General features: G+C 54.8%; 16 protein-coding genes. 10 read left to right on the forward strand and 6 right to left on the reverse strand.

All coding sequences use genetic code 11. The features are described from left to right. Positions 1 to 61 precede the first annotated feature (61 nt). Complete coding sequence (gene tldD / locus BH712_RS20130; RefSeq protein ID WP_006812165.1) at positions 62 to 1,507, forward strand: metalloprotease TldD; 1,446 nt, start codon at positions 62 to 64, stop codon at positions 1,505 to 1,507. Positions 1,508 to 1,616: 109 nt separating this feature from the next. Here tldD and aaeR read toward each other — a convergent pair whose 3' ends face one another. Then, positions 1,617 to 2,543 (reverse strand): HTH-type transcriptional activator AaeR, encoded by a 927-nt coding sequence (aaeR, locus tag BH712_RS20135; RefSeq protein WP_006812164.1) that lies wholly within the window; start codon positions 2,541 to 2,543, stop codon positions 1,617 to 1,619. A gap of 179 nt (positions 2,544 to 2,722) precedes the next feature. Between aaeR and aaeX the strand changes: the two genes are divergently transcribed. The 5 genes from aaeX to BH712_RS20160 all read left to right on the forward strand — a co-directional run bounded on the left by aaeX (position 2,723) and on the right by BH712_RS20160 (position 7,701). Beyond that, a complete protein-coding gene (gene aaeX / locus BH712_RS20140; protein WP_003860416.1) occupies positions 2,723 to 2,926 on the forward strand; it encodes a p-hydroxybenzoic acid efflux pump operon protein AaeX in 204 nt (67 codons plus the stop codon). Positions 2,927 to 2,933: 7 nt separating this feature from the next. Continuing rightward, entirely contained in the window at positions 2,934 to 3,866 is a 933-nt protein-coding gene (gene aaeA, locus BH712_RS20145) for a p-hydroxybenzoic acid efflux pump subunit AaeA (RefSeq protein ID WP_003860417.1), read from the forward strand. 5 nt (positions 3,867 to 3,871) lie between these two features. After that, positions 3,872 to 5,839: a p-hydroxybenzoic acid efflux pump subunit AaeB gene (aaeB, locus tag BH712_RS20150; RefSeq protein ID WP_006812163.1), complete on the forward strand. Its 1,968-nt coding sequence runs from the start codon at positions 3,872 to 3,874 to the stop codon at positions 5,837 to 5,839. Between the two features lie 86 nt (positions 5,840 to 5,925). Next, positions 5,926 to 7,380, forward strand: a complete 1,455-nt coding sequence (locus tag BH712_RS20155; protein WP_006812162.1) for an NAD-dependent succinate-semialdehyde dehydrogenase — start codon at positions 5,926 to 5,928, stop codon at positions 7,378 to 7,380. Positions 7,381 to 7,425: 45 nt separating this feature from the next. Beyond that, complete coding sequence (locus BH712_RS20160; RefSeq protein WP_006812161.1) at positions 7,426 to 7,701, forward strand: barstar family protein; 276 nt, start codon at positions 7,426 to 7,428, stop codon at positions 7,699 to 7,701. Between the two features lie 56 nt (positions 7,702 to 7,757). On the opposite strand, the gene yhcN is transcribed toward BH712_RS20160, so the two are convergent. Together yhcN and argR are read right to left on the reverse strand one after the other, a co-directional pair. Beyond that, the gene (gene yhcN / locus BH712_RS20165) at positions 7,758 to 8,021 is read right to left on the reverse strand and encodes a peroxide/acid stress response protein YhcN (RefSeq protein WP_006812160.1); all 264 of its coding nucleotides are present in this window, start codon (positions 8,019 to 8,021) and stop codon (positions 7,758 to 7,760) included. Between the two features lie 378 nt (positions 8,022 to 8,399). Beyond that, the gene (argR, locus tag BH712_RS20170) at positions 8,400 to 8,870 is read right to left on the reverse strand and encodes a transcriptional regulator ArgR (protein WP_003860428.1); all 471 of its coding nucleotides are present in this window, start codon (positions 8,868 to 8,870) and stop codon (positions 8,400 to 8,402) included. Positions 8,871 to 9,268: 398 nt separating this feature from the next. Here argR and mdh point away from each other — a divergent pair, with 398 nt between their 5' ends. Next, positions 9,269 to 10,207 (forward strand): malate dehydrogenase, encoded by a 939-nt coding sequence (gene mdh / locus BH712_RS20175; protein WP_006812159.1) that lies wholly within the window; start codon positions 9,269 to 9,271, stop codon positions 10,205 to 10,207. A gap of 51 nt (positions 10,208 to 10,258) precedes the next feature. Here mdh and degS read toward each other — a convergent pair whose 3' ends face one another. The 3 genes from degS to zapG all read right to left on the reverse strand — a co-directional run bounded on the left by degS (position 10,259) and on the right by zapG (position 13,355). After that, complete coding sequence (gene degS, locus BH712_RS20180; protein WP_003860430.1) at positions 10,259 to 11,326, reverse strand: outer membrane-stress sensor serine endopeptidase DegS; 1,068 nt, start codon at positions 11,324 to 11,326, stop codon at positions 10,259 to 10,261. Between the two features lie 92 nt (positions 11,327 to 11,418). Then, complete coding sequence (degQ, locus tag BH712_RS20185; protein WP_006812158.1) at positions 11,419 to 12,786, reverse strand: serine endoprotease DegQ; 1,368 nt, start codon at positions 12,784 to 12,786, stop codon at positions 11,419 to 11,421. Between the two features lie 170 nt (positions 12,787 to 12,956). Beyond that, positions 12,957 to 13,355: a Z-ring associated protein ZapG gene (gene zapG, locus BH712_RS20190; RefSeq protein ID WP_003860432.1), complete on the reverse strand. Its 399-nt coding sequence runs from the start codon at positions 13,353 to 13,355 to the stop codon at positions 12,957 to 12,959. Positions 13,356 to 13,544: 189 nt separating this feature from the next. Between zapG and zapE the strand changes: the two genes are divergently transcribed. The 3 genes from zapE to rpsI all read left to right on the forward strand — a co-directional run bounded on the left by zapE (position 13,545) and on the right by rpsI (position 15,805). Continuing rightward, entirely contained in the window at positions 13,545 to 14,669 is a 1,125-nt protein-coding gene (gene zapE / locus BH712_RS20195) for a cell division protein ZapE (protein WP_006812157.1), read from the forward strand. Between the two features lie 299 nt (positions 14,670 to 14,968). Continuing rightward, positions 14,969 to 15,397, forward strand: coding sequence for a 50S ribosomal protein L13 (gene rplM, locus BH712_RS20200; RefSeq protein ID WP_003860434.1), 429 nt, complete (start codon positions 14,969 to 14,971; stop codon positions 15,395 to 15,397). Between the two features lie 15 nt (positions 15,398 to 15,412). Next, complete coding sequence (gene rpsI, locus BH712_RS20205) at positions 15,413 to 15,805, forward strand: 30S ribosomal protein S9 (protein WP_003860436.1); 393 nt, start codon at positions 15,413 to 15,415, stop codon at positions 15,803 to 15,805. Positions 15,806 to 16,106: the final 301 nt, after the last annotated feature.

Here is a 16,106-nt window from a genome sequence, read left to right on the forward strand (position 1 = left end):
TCACTCTCAATAAATACGATCTTTATACCGCCACCGGCGGCAACGAACGAGTAGCAATACGATGAGTCTGAACCTGGTAAGTGAACATTTGCTCGCAGCGAACGGCCTGAGCCATCAGGACCTGTTCTCCATTCTTGGTCAACTGACCGAACGCCGCCTCGACTATGGCGATCTCTATTTCCAGTCGAGCTATCACGAATCCTGGGTTTTAGAAGACAGCATCATTAAAGATGGCTCTTATAACATTGATCAGGGCGTCGGCGTACGCGCCGTCAGCGGCGAAAAAACCGGTTTTGCCTATGCAGACCAGATAAGCCTGGCCGCGCTGGAACAGAGCGCGCAGGCGGCTCGAACCATTGTGCGCGATACCGGCGACGGTCGCGTGAAAACGCTGGGCGAAGTGCAACACACCGCGCTCTATACCAGCATCGATCCGCTGCAAAGCATGAGCCGTGAAGAGAAGCTGGACATCCTGCGTCGCGTGGACAAAGTGGCTCGCGCAGCGGACAAGCGCGTGCAGGAAGTTTCTGCCAGCCTGAGCGGGGTCTATGAACTGATACTGGTGGCGGCGACGGACGGTACGCTGGCCGCCGACGTGCGTCCGCTGGTGCGTCTTTCCATCAGCGTTCAGGTGGAAGACGACGGCAAGCGCGAGCGCGGCTCAAGCGGTGGCGGCGGTCGTTTTGGCTATGACTGGTTCCTGGGCGATGTTGATGGCGAAGCCCGCGCGGATGCGTGGGCGAAAGAAGCCGTGCGCATGGCGCTGGTTAACCTGTCTGCCGTGGCGGCACCCGCCGGTACGCTGCCGGTGGTTCTGGGCGCAGGCTGGCCGGGCGTGCTGCTGCACGAAGCGGTCGGTCACGGCCTGGAAGGGGATTTCAACCGTCGCGGGACGTCCGTATTCAGCGGTCAGATGGGGCAGCTCGTCTCCTCGGAACTGTGTACCGTGGTGGATGATGGCACCATGCTCGACCGTCGCGGCTCGATTTCTATCGACGACGAAGGTACGCCGGGCCAGTACAACGTGCTGATTGAAAACGGCGTGCTGAAAGGCTACATGCAGGACAAGCTTAACGCACGGTTGATGGGCGTAGCGCCAACGGGTAATGGCCGTCGCGAATCCTACGCGCATCTGCCGATGCCGCGTATGACCAACACCTACATGCTGCCGGGTAAATCCACGCCGCAGGAGATTATCGAATCTGTTGATTACGGGATCTTCGCGCCAAACTTTGGTGGCGGTCAGGTGGATATCACCTCCGGCAAATTTGTCTTCTCTACCTCCGAGGCGTATCTGATTGAGAAAGGCAAAGTGACCAAAGCGGTGAAGGGCGCAACGTTGATTGGGTCCGGCATCGAAGCGATGCAGCAGATTTCCATGGTCGGTAACGACCTGAAGCTGGATAACGGCGTGGGCGTTTGCGGCAAAGAGGGCCAGAGCCTGCCTGTGGGCGTGGGTCAGCCAACGCTGAAGGTTGATAACCTGACGGTGGGCGGCACGGCGTAAATTTTTCCCCCTCACCCCGGCCCTCTCCCCAAAGGGGCGAGGGAGAAAAGACCGCACGGAGCAGTCCCCTCTCCCCGTTGGGGAGAGGGTTAGGGTGAGGGGTGAATGCCTACTCTTTCCTTCTCCCCCGCATGCCCTGAAACAGCTCCGCCACTTCCACAAAATAGTCCGTCAGATAGTTAATACAGACCTGCACCTTCAGCGGCAGCTTGTCCTTTTCGGTATACAACGCGTACACCGGGCGCGGATCGGACTGGTAGCGCGGGAAGAGGATCTCCAGTTCGCCGCTGTTGATCTCGTTGATCACCCACATCAGCGGCACGTAGGCGATCCCGGCCCCGGCCACCAGCCAGCGCGAGATCGTCATCGGATCGTTGGTCACGAAGCGGCCTTCTGGCAGCAGTTTAGTGGAAAGCCCTTCCGGCGCAATCAGTTCAAATTCGTTATCTGGCCGTACGCTGTATTCCAGCCACGAGTGGTTACTCAGGTCGGCGGGTTTTTCCGGTACGCCATACTGTGCCAGATAGCTCTTCGAAGCGCAGACCACCATCGGCATGCTGCCCAGTCGACGCGAGAACAGGCTCGAGTCCTGCAATGCGCCAACGCGTATCACCACGTCTAACCCATCGGCAATCAGATCCGGTGCTGGAATGCCCGTGACCAGATTGACGGATAAACCGGGATACTCTTTCAGCATTTCCGCCGTCATGGCAGCGAGAACATTTTGTGCCATAGTTGAAGAACACCCGATGCGCAGCGTGCCGATAGGGGTGTTATTAAAGGCATAGAGCTGCTCATGAACATCCTGCACTTCATGCAGCATTCGACGGCAGCCCTGATAGTAAATTTTCCCCGCTTCCGTCAGCCCGATGCTGCGGGTGCTGCGGTTGAGCAGCTTTACCTGAAGCTCATCCTCCAGTTTTGACACCGTCTGGCTAATGGATGAGACGCTCATTTGTAGCTGACGTGCTGCGGCGGTAAAAGAGCCTTGTTCGACAACTTTGGCAAACACCGACATGCGTTTAAGACGTTCCATTATTCACTCTGGCTTAAAAGTGATTTAGATCACATATGATAGATAACAGCATAACAGTTACGTTAATATATTATTAATTACATAACGGCTGCGCCACTCTCGCCCGGCAATTCTTGCTCTCCTGCGGCGGTGCGAGCTTAAAAATCCAGTAACCTGCACTCTCTTTAATCAAGGTCAACATGAGTCTGTTTCCCGTTATCGTGGTGTTCGGTTTGTCGTTCCCACCGATATTTTTCGAGCTTCTTTTATCACTGGCGATCTTCTGGCTGGTGCGCAAGGTGCTGGTCCCTACCGGGATTTATGATTTCGTCTGGCATCCTGCATTGTTCAATACCGCGCTGTATTGCTGCCTGTTCTATTTAATATCGCGCATGTTTGTCTGAGGTTGATGTGAAAACGCTAACAAGAAAAATCTCCCGCACTGCCATCACTATGGCGCTGGTCATCCTGGCGTTCATCGCTATTTTTCGCGCCTGGGTTTATTACACCGAATCCCCGTGGACGCGCGATGCGCGTTTCAGCGCGGAGGTGGTTGCGATAGCGCCCGATGTCGCCGGTCTTATTACGGCAGTCAACGTTCACGATAACCAGCTGGTGAAAAAAGATCAGGTGCTGTTCACCATCGACCAGCCGCGCTATCAAAAAGCGCTGGAAGAAGCGGAAGCCGACGTGGCCTATTACAACGCGCTGGCCTCTGAAAAACGCCGTGAAGCAGGACGCCGTAACAAGCTGGGCATCCAGGCCATGTCCCGGGAAGAGATTGACCAGTCCAATAACGTGCTGCAAACCGTGCTGCATCAGCTGGCAAAAGCGCAGGCGACGCGCGATCTGGCGAAGCTCGATCTGGAACGTACCGTTATCCGCGCCCCGTCCGATGGCTGGGTAACCAACCTCAACGTCTATGCGGGTGAGTTTATCACGCGCGGCTCAACCGCCGTGGCGCTGGTGAAACAGAACTCCTTCTACGTCCTCGCCTATATGGAAGAGACCAAGCTGGAAGGCGTGCGTCCGGGCTATCGCGCCGAAATCACGCCGCTCGGCAGCAACCGGGTGCTGAAAGGTACCGTGGACAGCGTTGCTGCGGGGGTGACCAACTCCAGCAGTACCAATGATTCAAAAGGAATGGCGACCGTCGATTCCAACCTTGAGTGGGTTCGCCTGGCGCAGCGCGTACCGGTTCGCATTCGTCTGGATGAGCAGCAGAGCAACCTCTGGCCCGCAGGCACCACGGCGACGGTGGTGATCACCGGTGAAAAAGACCGTGACGCCAGTCAGGACTCCATCTTCCGTCAAATCGCCCACCGCCTGCGCGAGTTTGGTTAATCACTATGGGCATTTTTTCCATCGCCAGTCAGCACATCCGCTTCGCCGTGAAGCTGGCATGCGCCATTGTGCTGGCGCTGTTTATTGGATTTCACTTCCAGCTTGAAACGCCGCGCTGGGCCGTTCTGACCGCCGCCATTGTCGCCGCCGGTCCCGCCTTCGCTGCGGGTGGCGAACCCTACTCCGGCGCAATCCGCTATCGCGGGATGCTGCGTATTATCGGGACCTTTATCGGCTGTATCGCCGCCCTGACCATTATCATCCTGATGATCCGCACCCCGCTGCTGATGCTGATCGTGTGCTGTATCTGGGCCGGTTTTTGCACCTGGATCTCTTCCCTGGTTAAGGTCGAGAACTCGTACGCCTGGGGGCTGGCGGGTTATACCGCGCTGATTATCATCATCACCATTCAGTCCGAACCCCTGCTCGCCCCGCAGTTCGCGGTAGAGCGGTGCAGTGAGATTGTGATTGGTATTGTCTGCGCGATTGTCGCAGATCTGCTTTTCTCTCCGCGATCTATCAAGCAGGAAGTGGATCGTGAGCTGGATGCGCTGATCGTTGCCCAGTACCAGCTGATGCAGTTGTGCATTAAGCATGGCGACAGCGAGGAGGTCGACAAGGCCTGGAGTGCGCTGGTGCGCCGCACGCAGGCGCTTGAAGGGATGCGCAGTAATCTCAATATGGAGTCTTCCCGCTGGGAGCGCGCCAATCGTCGTCTTAAAGCGATCAATACCGTCTCGCTAACGCTGATCACCCAGGCGTGTGAAACCTACCTGATTCAGAACACCCGTCCCGAGGTGGTAACGGATACCTTCCGCGAACTGTTTGACGAGCCTGTGGAGACGGTGCAGGACGTGCATCGACAGCTCAAACGCATGCGCCGTGTGATTGCCTGGACGGGAGAACGGGATACGCCAGTCACCATTTATACCTGGGTTGGTGCCGCAACGCGCTACCTGCTCCTGAAACGCGGCGTGATTAGCAACACCAAAATCAGTGCGGCGGAAGAAGAGGTGTTACAGGGCGAAGTGGTGATCAAACCGGAATCCGCCGAGCGTCATCATGCGATGGTCAACTTCTGGCGTACCACCCTGGCCTGTATACTCGGCACGTTGTTCTGGCTGTGGACTGGCTGGACGTCCGGTAGCGGCGCGATGGTGATGATTGCGGTCGTCACCGCGCTGGCGATGCGTCTGCCCAACCCGCGAATGGTCGCTATCGATTTTCTGTACGGCACCATTGCGGCGTTACCCATTGGCGCGCTCTATTTCCTCGTGATTATCCCCTCGACGCAGCAAAGCATGCTTTTGCTCTGCATCAGCCTGGCGGTAATGGCGTTCTTTATCGGGATAGAGGTACAAAAACGCCGTCTGGGATCGTTAGGTGCGCTGGCAAGTACGATTAACATCATCGTGCTGGATAACCCGATGACCTTCCATTTCAGCCAGTTCCTGGACAGCGCACTAGGCCAGCTGGTGGGGTGTTTCCTGGCGATGATGGTGATCCTGCTGGTGCGGGATAACTCTCAGGCGCGGACTGGACGCGTGCTGCTGAATCAGTTTGTATCCGCCGCCGTTTCGTCCATGACCACCAACACCGCGCGGCGCAAGGAGAACCACCTGCCAGCGCTCTATCAGCAGCTCTTCCTGTTGCTGAATAAATTCCCGGGAGATGTGGCCCGCTTCCGGCTGGCGTTAACCATGATTATCGCGCACCAGCGTTTGCGGAACGCGCCCGTGCCGATCAACGACGATTTGTCCGCTTTCCACCGCCAGCTACGGCGAACGGCGGACCATGTGATATCGGCATCCAGTGATGACAAACGTCGCCGCTACTTTAAGCAACTGCTGGAGGAGCTGGATATCTACCAGGAGAAACTGCGAGTCTGGGAAGCGCCACCGCAGGTTACCGAGCCGGTAGAGCGGCTGGTGTTTATGCTGCACCGCTACCAGAATGCGCTGACAGACAGCTAATAAAGAGAAAACCGACGCCAAAAGCGTCGGTTTTTTTGTGGCTATACTTATTCTTGCAGGTTCAAACATTCAGGAAGGGAGGACACATGACAACCCAGGCTCTTCAGGACAGTATTCTTTTTCAGACCGGCTATCTGGTTAACGGTATCTGGAAAACACTCGACACCACGTTTGATGTGCTAAACCCGGCCACGGGCGAGGTGGTCGCGAAAGTGGCGAAAGCAGGGAAAGCCGAAACCGAAGAGGCCATTGCGGCCGCGACGAAAGCCTTTCCCGCATGGCGCGCGAAAACGGCAAAAGAGCGTTCCGCGATCCTCTATCGCTGGTATGAACTGATTATCGAGAACAAAAGCTGGCTCGGGCGGCTGATGACCACCGAGCAGGGCAAGCCGCTGAAAGAGGCTGAGGGTGAAGTGGACTACGCTGCCAGCTTCATTCAGTGGTTTGCCGAGCAGGCCAAGCGCGCCAACGGTGAAATCATTCCTCCGGTTAAACCCGGTTCCCGTATTCTGGCCACTCGTGAACCTGTCGGGGTGGTTGCTGCTATCACGCCATGGAACTTCCCGATGGCCATGCTCACCCGTAAGCTCGGCCCGGCGCTGGCAGCAGGGTGTACCGGTGTGATCAAACCTGCAAACAACACGCCGCTGAGTGCCTTTGCGCTGCTGACGCTGGCCAAGCAGGCCGGTGTGCCGGATGGTGTGCTGAATGCGGTCGCGGGGAGCACCTCTGAAATTAGTGACGCCATTATGGCCAGCCATGACGTGCGCAAAATCTCGTTTACCGGTTCAACCGCCGTCGGGAAAACGCTGGTTCGCAATTCCGCAGAGACCATGAAAAAGGTGTCGATGGAGCTGGGCGGTAATGCGCCGTATATCGTATTTGAGGATGCGGACATTGACGCTGCCGTCAAAGGCGCGATCGCCAACAAGTTCCGTAACGCCGGACAGGTGTGTGTCAGCGTCAACCGCTTTTATATTCAGGAAACGGTCTACGACAAGTTTGTCAATCAGCTTGCCGATGCGGTGAAGGCGCTGAAGGTGGGCAGCGGTCTGGACGAGGGCATCGTTGTCGGCCCGCTGATAGAGCCTTCGGCTGTCGATAAAGTGCGCGAGCACGTCGAAGATGCGGTAGCGAAGGGCGCCACGGTGCTGGCTGGCGGTAAACCGCACGAGCTGGGCGGCAACTTCTGGATGCCAACTGTGCTCGGTGACTGCCATGAAGGCATGAAGCTGGCAGAAGAGGAGACCTTTGGTCCCGTTGCCGCCTGCTTCCGCTTCACGTCGGAAGACGAAGTGGTTATGCGTGCTAACAATACGCCTTTCGGTCTGGCGGCCTACTTTTATACCCAGAATCTCTCGCGCGTGTTCCGCGTCTCACAGGCCATTGAGAGCGGCATGATCGGGATTAATGAATGTGCGGTCTCGACCGAGCTGGGGCCGTTTGGGGGGGTAAAAGAGTCCGGGCTGGGCCGTGAGGGGTCCGTGCTGGGGCTGGAGGAGTTTCTGGAAGTTAAAACCCTGCATATCGGGGGATTATAATAGACAGGGCGGCATCTGCCGCCCGCCTGTACCGGGTGGCTGGCAATGAAAATTTATACCTTTGATTTTGACGAAATTGAGAGTCAGGAAGACTTCTATCGCGAGTTTACTCGGGCGTTCGACCTGGAGCGGGGCAGCGTAAGCGATCTTGATATGCTGTGGGATGTAGTGACCGGCGATCGGCTGCCGTTACCGCTGGAGATCGAGTTTATCCATCTGCCTGAAAAACTGCGCAGACGCTTTGGCGCATTGATTTTATTGTTTGATGAAGCGGAGGAGGAACTGGAAGGACAACTGCGTTTCAACGTGCGTCATTCATAAAAAAGCCCCTGACCGGGAGGTCAGGGGCAAGTCGTATGATGAGATACGACGAGGGTTTATTTGTACAGTTCTGCGGTAGCGTGCCAGTGATCACCACTGCGCGCTTCGATGATGCGATAGGATGACGCACCCTGTTCTTCCGCTTTTTTGTTCAGCATTTCGTGCATGTCCATCGGAGAAGTACCGATGGCACCAACAGAAACAGTCCCGATAGCCTGACGGGATTGTGCCTGTTCGGCATTAATGGTGTCGGCTGCAAACGCACCGAATGACAGGACTGACAGTACGCTCAGGGCAGCTACAGTGGTTTTGATTTTCATGATTATTTACCTCGTCAATTATTTTACTGGGGTCTTTGTTCTGTGACCCTCATCACAAAATCAAGTATACACTAATCACGCAAAAAATTAATACCAGACTAATGGTTGCGCCTGTTATTACGTGTTAAAAAAATCAATTTTTATAACAAGAATGCATAAAAAGTGCGTTGCAAGCTGAAAAGGAATGCTTTTTTGATTTAAAAATCAAAAGGATAAGTGAATTTGATTTTTAGTGCGATTTTGCGGCAGATCATTCGCTGGATGAATGTTAATGGACGGTAAAAAGCACTATTTGCAAAAGTAGCAGGCAGAGAAAAGCAGGGTAAAACGAGGTAACAGCAGAAGGATCCCCGCAGCCAGACGCTACGGGGCAGACAATTACAGCTCCTGTTCGAACAGAACCAGAATCGCTTCGTAGAGGTCTTTCACAGAGAAACCGTTTGCCGGGGTCGTAAAAATGGTGTCATCCCCGGCGATAGTCCCGAGGATCCCCTCTGCTTTACCCAGCGAATCCAGCAGGCGAGCGATCAGCTGTGCTGCGCCTGGGCTGGTGTGGATCACGACCACGGCATCGTTATAGTCGATGTCCAGAACCAGGTTCTTCAGCGGGCTGGAGGTCGTCGGCACGCCAAGTTCAGCAGGCAGGCAATAGACCATCTCCATTTTGGCGTTGCGCGTACGCACCGCACCAAACTTGGTTAACATGCGAGAGACCTTCGACTGGTTAATGTTGTCGAAGCCTTGTTCCTGCAACGCCTGAACAATTTCTCCCTGAGAACTGAATTTCTCTTCTTTGAGCAGCGCTTTAAACGCCTTTACTAATTCTTCTTGCTTAGACGAGCTTCGCATAAGTCACCCGGAATATGACGATAGAAACAACATTATTATGCATGTGGATGAATTTTTATGCAAATTATCTACCTGACACCAGGCTGAAATAATGTTATGAAAGGGAGTGATTTTATCAGATTTCGTTATCGGAAAACATGCCTGGGTCACGCCGCGCAAATAAGCTTAAAAGTAAATTAAATGTTATCAAAATGATGTTGTTTTGGTGGCGTGGCAGGGTGTATTGTAACCCCCTCTTAATTCGTTGTTTGCCCATAGCCCGATAGCATTCAGGTGAAGGCGAAAGACGTGCGACCTCAAATTCTTTAGCGATGAAAATTGTAATTAATGACGTGCTGAATTATGGTCGCCGCAACGGAATTACAGATACTTAAGTTAACCATAATAAGGAGTTTAGGATGAAAGTCGCAGTCCTCGGCGCTGCTGGTGGTATCGGCCAGGCGCTTGCCCTACTACTGAAAACCCAACTGCCTTCAGGCTCAGAACTCTCCCTGTACGATATTGCCCCGGTTACCCCAGGTGTGGCGGTTGACCTGAGCCACATCCCGACAGCTGTGAAAATCAAAGGCTTCTCCGGTGAAGATGCGCGTCCTGCATTGCAGGGTGCCGACGTGGTGCTGATCTCTGCGGGTGTTGCGCGTAAACCGGGTATGGATCGTTCAGACCTGTTTAACGTCAACGCGGGCATCGTGAAAAACCTGGTTCAGCAGATCGCTGAAACCTGCCCGAAAGCGTGCATCGGTATCATCACCAACCCGGTGAATACCACCGTGGCCATCGCAGCAGAAGTGCTGAAGAAAGCAGGCGTTTACGACAAGAACAAACTGTTCGGCGTGACGACGCTGGATATTATCCGTTCCAATACCTTCGTGGCTGAGCTGAAAGGCAAGCAGCCAACGGAAGTGGAAGTGCCGGTTATCGGCGGTCACTCTGGCGTGACCATCCTGCCTCTGCTGTCGCAGATCCCGGGCGTGAGCTTCACCGAGCAGGAAGTGGCTGACCTGACCAAACGTATTCAGAACGCAGGCACCGAAGTGGTGGAAGCGAAGGCGGGTGGCGGTTCTGCAACCCTGTCTATGGGCCAGGCGGCGGCACGTTTCGGCCTGTCTCTGGTTCGCGCGTTGCAGGGTGAAAAAGACGTTGTTGAATGCGCCTATGTTGAAGGCGACGGTGAACACGCGCGCTTCTTCTCTCAGCCGCTGCTGCTGGGTAAAAACGGTGTTGAAGAGCGTAAGTCTATCGGTACGCTGAGCGCGTTTGAGCAAAACGCGATGGAAGGCATGCTGGATACGCTGAAGAAAGATATTACGCTGGGCGAAGAGTTCGTTAACAAGTGATCTTGTCCCGGTAAAAAAAACGGAGCGCTAAGCTCCGTTTTTTTATGCCCGTCAGTTAGTGGCCGGGTATTCCTGAATCGTGACCTGAATCGTCAGCTTCTTGTCATTACGCATGACTTCAACAGGGATGATGGAGCCAGGGCGAATCTCAGCCACCTGATCCATGGTTTCCAGCGCAGAGACCGCTGGCGTGCCGTTGACGGAAAGGATAACGTCGTTCACCTGGATACCCGCATTAGCCGCCGGGCCGCCAGGAGCCACTTCGTTGACCACAATCCCCTGGATCTGATCGATACCACCGCCCTGCGTATGCATCGGCGCGATTTCACGCCCACCGATACCAATGTAGCCACGGATCACGCGGCCATCGCGGATCAGCTTATCCATAATCTTGGTCGCCAGCTGGAACGGAATGGCAAAGCCAATCCCTTCCGGCGTTTCGCCGTCGTTGCTCTTGTCGAAGGAGAGGGTGTTAATGCCCATCAGTTCGCCCAGAGAGTTGACCAGTGCGCCGCCGGAGTTACCGTGGTTGATCGAGGCATCGGTTTGCAGGAAGTTCTGCCGCCCTGACGGGTTCAGGCCGATTCGACCGGTCGCGCTGATGATCCCCTGAGTGATGGTCTGACCCAGGTTGTACGGGTTACCGATCGCCAGCACCACATCGCCGATGTGCGGCGTTCGTTTGCGATTAATCGGGATAGTCGGCAGACCGCCCGTGGCGTTGATCTTCAGCACCGCCAGATCGGTCAGGCTGTCCGACCCCACCAGCAGGGCTTCAAACACGCGGCCATCCTGCAAGGCGACGATAATCTGATCGGCATCGTTAATGACGTGTTTATTGGTGATGATGTAACCCCGGTCATCCATGATCACACCGGAACCGAGCGTGCGGATCTCCAGCTGGTTATGAGCGGAACTGTTAAGCCCGCGGTTATAGACGTTAACCACGGCGGGGGCGGCACGGCGTACCGCCTGATTGTACGTCGCAGGCGTTTCATCCGTGCTGTCGAACTGGGGAGCCGACAGTTTGTTGAACTGGCGTAAAGATGGCATAGCCACCAGAAGCAGGCCGGCAACGATCAAACCAATGACAATTGAACGAAAGAGCTTTAAAAGCATGATGCGTGTGTCGTTAAAAAAGGAACGGTTTGCAGCATAACATGAGTTATCCGGACATCACACGCAGCGGCGATGCCCGGAGTCGCAAATGGTTAACGCAGTAAAATGTAGAGGGTGTCGTTGCCACGGATAATTTGCAGGGCAATGACCGCCGGTTTACTCTCCAGCACCTTACGCATTTCGGCAATAGACTGCACGCGAGTGCGGTTCACGCCCACGATCACATCGTCCTGATGTAAACCTGCCTGCGCGGCCGGGCTACTCTTTTCAACGGTGGTGACAGAGATGCCTTTCGTGCCGTTTTTAAGCTGGCCGTCGCTCAGCGTAGCGCCCTGTAGCGCCGGGGAGATCTGTTCGGCACTGGCGGAAGAGGAGGTGCTCTTGTCCAGCGTCACTTCCACGGTCAGCGGTTTGCCCTCGCGGATCAGGCCCAGCTTCACTTTAGCGCCTGGCTCCGTGGTGGCAATACGTGAACGCAATTCAGCGAAGCTGCTCAGCGGTTTATCGTTCAGGCTGACAATAACGTCGCCGGATTTCACGCCCGCTTTCGCAGAGCCGGAGTTGGGCAGCACTTCGCTGACAAACGCCCCGCGCTGCACGTTGAGCTTAAAGGCTTTGGCGATATCGGCGCTCATTTCCATGCCTTTGATGCCCAGCAGCCCGCGCTTAACCTCGCCAAACTGAATTAACTGTTGAGACAGGGTTTTCGCCATGTTACTCGGAATGGCAAAGCCAATCCCGATGCTGCCGCCGCCTGGCGCGAGGATAGCGGTGTTGATGCCGATCAGCTCACCGTTCAGGTTAAGCAGCGCACCGCCGGAGTTGCCCCGGTTGATGGAGGCATCGGTCTGGATGAAGTTTTCCAGCCCTTCGAGATTCAGGCCGCTGCGCCCCAGGGCGGAGACAATCCCGGAGGTGGCGGTCTGGCCTAAACCGAACGGGTTACCGACCGCGACGGCAAAATCACCGACGCGCAGTTTATCGGAATCTGCAATGGCGATCTGGGTCAGGTTGCTGGGGTTTTGCACCTGTAACAGGGCGATATCACTCTGATCGTCACCGCCGATCAGTTTGGCGTCAAACTCCCGGCCATCGTTTAGCTGAACGCTGATTTTATCAGCCTGGCTGATCACGTGGTTATTGGTCAGGATATAGCCTTTGGCCGCGTCGATAATCACCCCTGAACCCAGACCTTCAAACGGCTGGGCCTGCTGATCCGGCGCGTCCTCGCCAAAATATTTCTTCAGCTCTTCGGGAATGCGCTGGCTTTGGCGGGCCGTCCCTTCCACCTGAACGCTGACCACCGCAGGCAGGACTTTCTCAAGCATTGGCGCGAGGCTGGGAATGGCTTCTTGTCCTGGCACCTGCGAAGGCAGTGCCGCACTGGCAGGGAAGGAGGCCGAGAGAGATAACCCGACACTTAACGCTAAGGCGCTCAACAGCTGGTTTTTTTTCTTCATCGATGCTGACTCTCGTATCCTGGAATGAAAAAGAACGGCCCCAAAAACATCTTGATGTTATTGAATTTTCAACCGCTGAACAATGAGGTGTTTGACTAAATAATAGCTGGGGACGGGAAGAAAGGACGGGCGCTTAAGGTGCGCCCGTAAAATTTATTCAGGTTGTGCGATTAATCGCGTTTTACGCCACCGCGCAGCAGGCCGGACGCGCCGTCTGAATAGTCGCGTGGCATCTGAACCGGTGCCTGATCGTTACCGGCTTCAGAGTCCGCCAGACGATTGCGGAAGGGGTTGGTCTCCGCGGTCATTTCCGGCAGCAGGCTGCTGGAGCTTTTCGCCATGTGCTGGTAGAGCTGGCGATAATCTGTCGCCATGTTGTCCAGCAGCTCAGCGCTACGGGCAAAGTGGCTGACCAGCTCTTCGCGATATTCTTCCAGTTCGGCTTTGTTCTTTTCCAGTTCGTATTGCAGTGACTGCTGCTGACGCAATTTGCGGTTACCGAAACGCATGGCCACAGCACCAATGATGATGCCGACGACTAAACCGATTAGCGCATATTCCCAGGTCATGAACTTCTCCCGTTGTCTTGTTGTTCCGTAGGGTGTTGGCTCGGCTCCTGCCTGTGCCTGATTATGCCACTATAACCGCTATTTCCGCAGAAGTGGAATCCTGACGTATCATCGCGTAGTGTAGAACGGCCTTTTTTTCATCAGCCACGCGCGCTGGTGAGGTTTAACTAAAGGAATAACAACAACATCATGCAAAACCTGTCCCCTTCATCGCGTTACCAACTGGCCCTGAGTGAGGGCACACACCAGCCGGATGATGTCCAGCGTGAAGCGGTTAACCGCCTGGACACGATTTATCAGGAACTCCTGGCGAAACCCGCCGATGCGGTGCAGAGCAGTGGGCTGAAGGCGGCATTCGGCCGTTTACTGGGCAAAAAAGAGCCCACGATAAACGCACCGGTTCGTGGCTTATATATGTGGGGCGGCGTGGGACGGGGTAAAACCTGGCTGATGGATATGTTCTACCAGAGCCTGCCCGGCACGCGTAAGCAGCGTCTGCACTTTCACCGTTTTATGCTGCGGGTTCATGAAGAGCTGACGGCGCTCCAGGGGAAAACCGACCCGCTGGAAATCGTGGCGGACCGCTTTAAGGCGGAAACCGACGTGCTCTGCTTCGACGAATTCTTTGTTTCCGATATTACGGACGCCATGCTGCTGGGGGGACTCATGAAAGCGCTGTTTGCGCGTGGGATCACCCTGGTAGCGACCTCAAATATTCCGCCGGATGAGCTTTATCGCAATGGTCTCCAGCGGGCGCGTTTCCTGCCAGCCATTGACGCTATTAAACAGCACTGCGACATCATGAACGTCGATGCCGGTGTCGATTATCGTCTGCGTACGCTGACGCAGGCGCACCTGTGGCTTTCGCCTTTGAATGCCGACACCGCCCGCGAGATGGATAAACTGTGGCTGGCCCTGGCGGGGGCGCCGCGGGGTAACGCGCCAGCGCTGGAGATTAATCATCGTCCATTGCCGACGCTTGGCGTAGAGAACCAGACGCTGGCCGTCTCGTTTGCCACGCTGTGCGTGGATGCCCGCAGCCAGCATGACTACATTGCCCTTTCGCGTCTGTTCCATACCGTGATGTTGTGGGATGTACCCGTCATGACCCCGCTCATGGAGAGCGAAGCACGCCGCTTCATCGCGCTGGTAGATGAGTTTTACGAGCGTCACGTTAAACTGGTGGTCAGCGCCGAGGTGCCTTTATATGAGATCTATCAGGGCGAGCGCCTGAAGTTTGAGTTCCAGCGCTGCCTGTCGCGTCTGCAAGAGATGCAGAGCGAGGAGTACCTCAAGCGTGAGCATATGCCATAAATACTCCCCTCTCCCTGAGAAGGGAGCCTTGTAGGCCGGGTAAGGCGCAGCCGCCACCCGGCATTTTCCGTAGCCCCGAAAAACCCATTCCAAATCACATTTAAGGGTCGATCTTTGACCTCAACTTCTCTATAATCTTGCGACCCCACGTTACGAGAAGGTTTTTTTCCCGAAACTTTCTATGTGTCGGCATGTGCTATTCGAAGGGGTAGGTTTGCCGGACTTTGTCGTGTGAACCTCAACTGACTAAACGTTTGGGTGTTCACCAACGTGTAACTTATTATTTGGGTAAGCTTTTAATGAAAACTTTTACAGCTAAACCAGAAACCGTACAGCGCGACTGGTATGTTGTTGACGCGACCGGTAAAACTCTGGGCCGTCTGGCTACTGAACTGGCTCGTCGCCTGCGCGGTAAGCATAAAGCGGAATACACTCCGCACGTTGATACCGGTGATTACATCATCGTTCTGAACGCTGACAAAGTTGCTGTTACCGGCAACAAGCGTACTGACAAAATGTACTACCACCACACCGGCCACATCGGTGGTATCAAAGAAGCGACCTTTGAAGAGATGATTGCCCGCCGTCCTGAGCGTGTGATTGAAATCGCGGTTAAAGGCATGCTGCCAAAAGGCCCGCTGGGTCGTGCTATGTTCCGTAAACTGAAAGTTTACGCAGGCAACGAGCACAACCACGCGGCACAGCAACCGCAAGTTCTTGACATCTAATCGGGATTATAGGCAATGGCTGAAAATCAATACTACGGCACTGGTCGCCGCAAAAGTTCCGCAGCTCGCGTTTTCATCAAACCGGGCAGTGGTAAAATCGTAATCAACCAGCGTTCTCTGGAACAATACTTCGGTCGCGAAACTGCCCGCATGGTAGTTCGCCAGCCGCTGGAACTGGTTGATATGGTAGAAAAACTGGATCTGTACATCACCGTTAAAGGTGGTGGTATCTCCGGTCAGGCAGGTGCGATCCGTCACGGTATCACCCGCGCTCTGATGGAGTACGACGAATCCCTGCGTTCTGAACTGCGTAAAGCTGGCTTCGTTACTCGTGACGCTCGTCAGGTTGAACGTAAGAAAGTGGGTCTGCGTAAAGCACGTCGTCGTCCACAGTTCTCCAAACGTTAATCCATTCTGCTTACGCAGAACGATTGGCGAAAAACCCGCTTCGGCGGGTTTTTTTATGGATAATGCGCAGGTTATCCACAGTAACATTTCATATATCTTCTCTTTTTCCACATTTCCGGAATCCCCTCACCACAAAGCCATCAAAATCTGGTAAACTATCATCCAATTTTCTGCCCAAATATCGGTGAATACTCGATTTTTGTTCGATTCTTGAACAATGTGTCTTCTCTGGGATGGGCGATACATCATCTGGCTGGCCCCGTTGGGCTGGTAGCAGTAAAAATTCTGAATATACCTGGAG

This window comes from Enterobacter hormaechei ATCC 49162 (assembly GCF_001875655.1).
GTDB classification, from domain to species: domain Bacteria; phylum Pseudomonadota; class Gammaproteobacteria; order Enterobacterales; family Enterobacteriaceae; genus Enterobacter; species Enterobacter hormaechei.

Bases quoted from the DNA above. Each gene is read 5' to 3' on its own strand.
- mdh (WP_006812159.1), top strand. From the start codon at position 9,269: ATGAAAGTCGCAGTCCTCGGCGCTGCTGGTGGTATCGGCCAGGCGCTT.
- tldD (WP_006812165.1), top strand. From the start codon at position 62: ATGAGTCTGAACCTGGTAAGTGAACATTTGCTCGCAGCGAACGGCCTG.
- degS (WP_003860430.1), bottom strand. From the start codon at position 11,326: ATGCTTTTAAAGCTCTTTCGTTCAATTGTCATTGGTTTGATCGTTGCC.
- aaeR (WP_006812164.1), bottom strand. From the start codon at position 2,543: ATGGAACGTCTTAAACGCATGTCGGTGTTTGCCAAAGTTGTCGAACAA.
- aaeX (WP_003860416.1), top strand. From the start codon at position 2,723: ATGAGTCTGTTTCCCGTTATCGTGGTGTTCGGTTTGTCGTTCCCACCG.
- zapG (WP_003860432.1), bottom strand. From the start codon at position 13,355: ATGACCTGGGAATATGCGCTAATCGGTTTAGTCGTCGGCATCATCATT.
- rpsI (WP_003860436.1), top strand. From the start codon at position 15,413: ATGGCTGAAAATCAATACTACGGCACTGGTCGCCGCAAAAGTTCCGCA.
- aaeB (WP_006812163.1), top strand. From the start codon at position 3,872: ATGGGCATTTTTTCCATCGCCAGTCAGCACATCCGCTTCGCCGTGAAG.
- argR (WP_003860428.1), bottom strand. From the start codon at position 8,870: ATGCGAAGCTCGTCTAAGCAAGAAGAATTAGTAAAGGCGTTTAAAGCG.
- BH712_RS20155 (WP_006812162.1), top strand. From the start codon at position 5,926: ATGACAACCCAGGCTCTTCAGGACAGTATTCTTTTTCAGACCGGCTAT.
- yhcN (WP_006812160.1), bottom strand. From the start codon at position 8,021: ATGAAAATCAAAACCACTGTAGCTGCCCTGAGCGTACTGTCAGTCCTG.
- degQ (WP_006812158.1), bottom strand. From the start codon at position 12,786: ATGAAGAAAAAAAACCAGCTGTTGAGCGCCTTAGCGTTAAGTGTCGGG.
- rplM (WP_003860434.1), top strand. From the start codon at position 14,969: ATGAAAACTTTTACAGCTAAACCAGAAACCGTACAGCGCGACTGGTAT.
- zapE (WP_006812157.1), top strand. From the start codon at position 13,545: ATGCAAAACCTGTCCCCTTCATCGCGTTACCAACTGGCCCTGAGTGAG.
- BH712_RS20160 (WP_006812161.1), top strand. From the start codon at position 7,426: ATGAAAATTTATACCTTTGATTTTGACGAAATTGAGAGTCAGGAAGAC.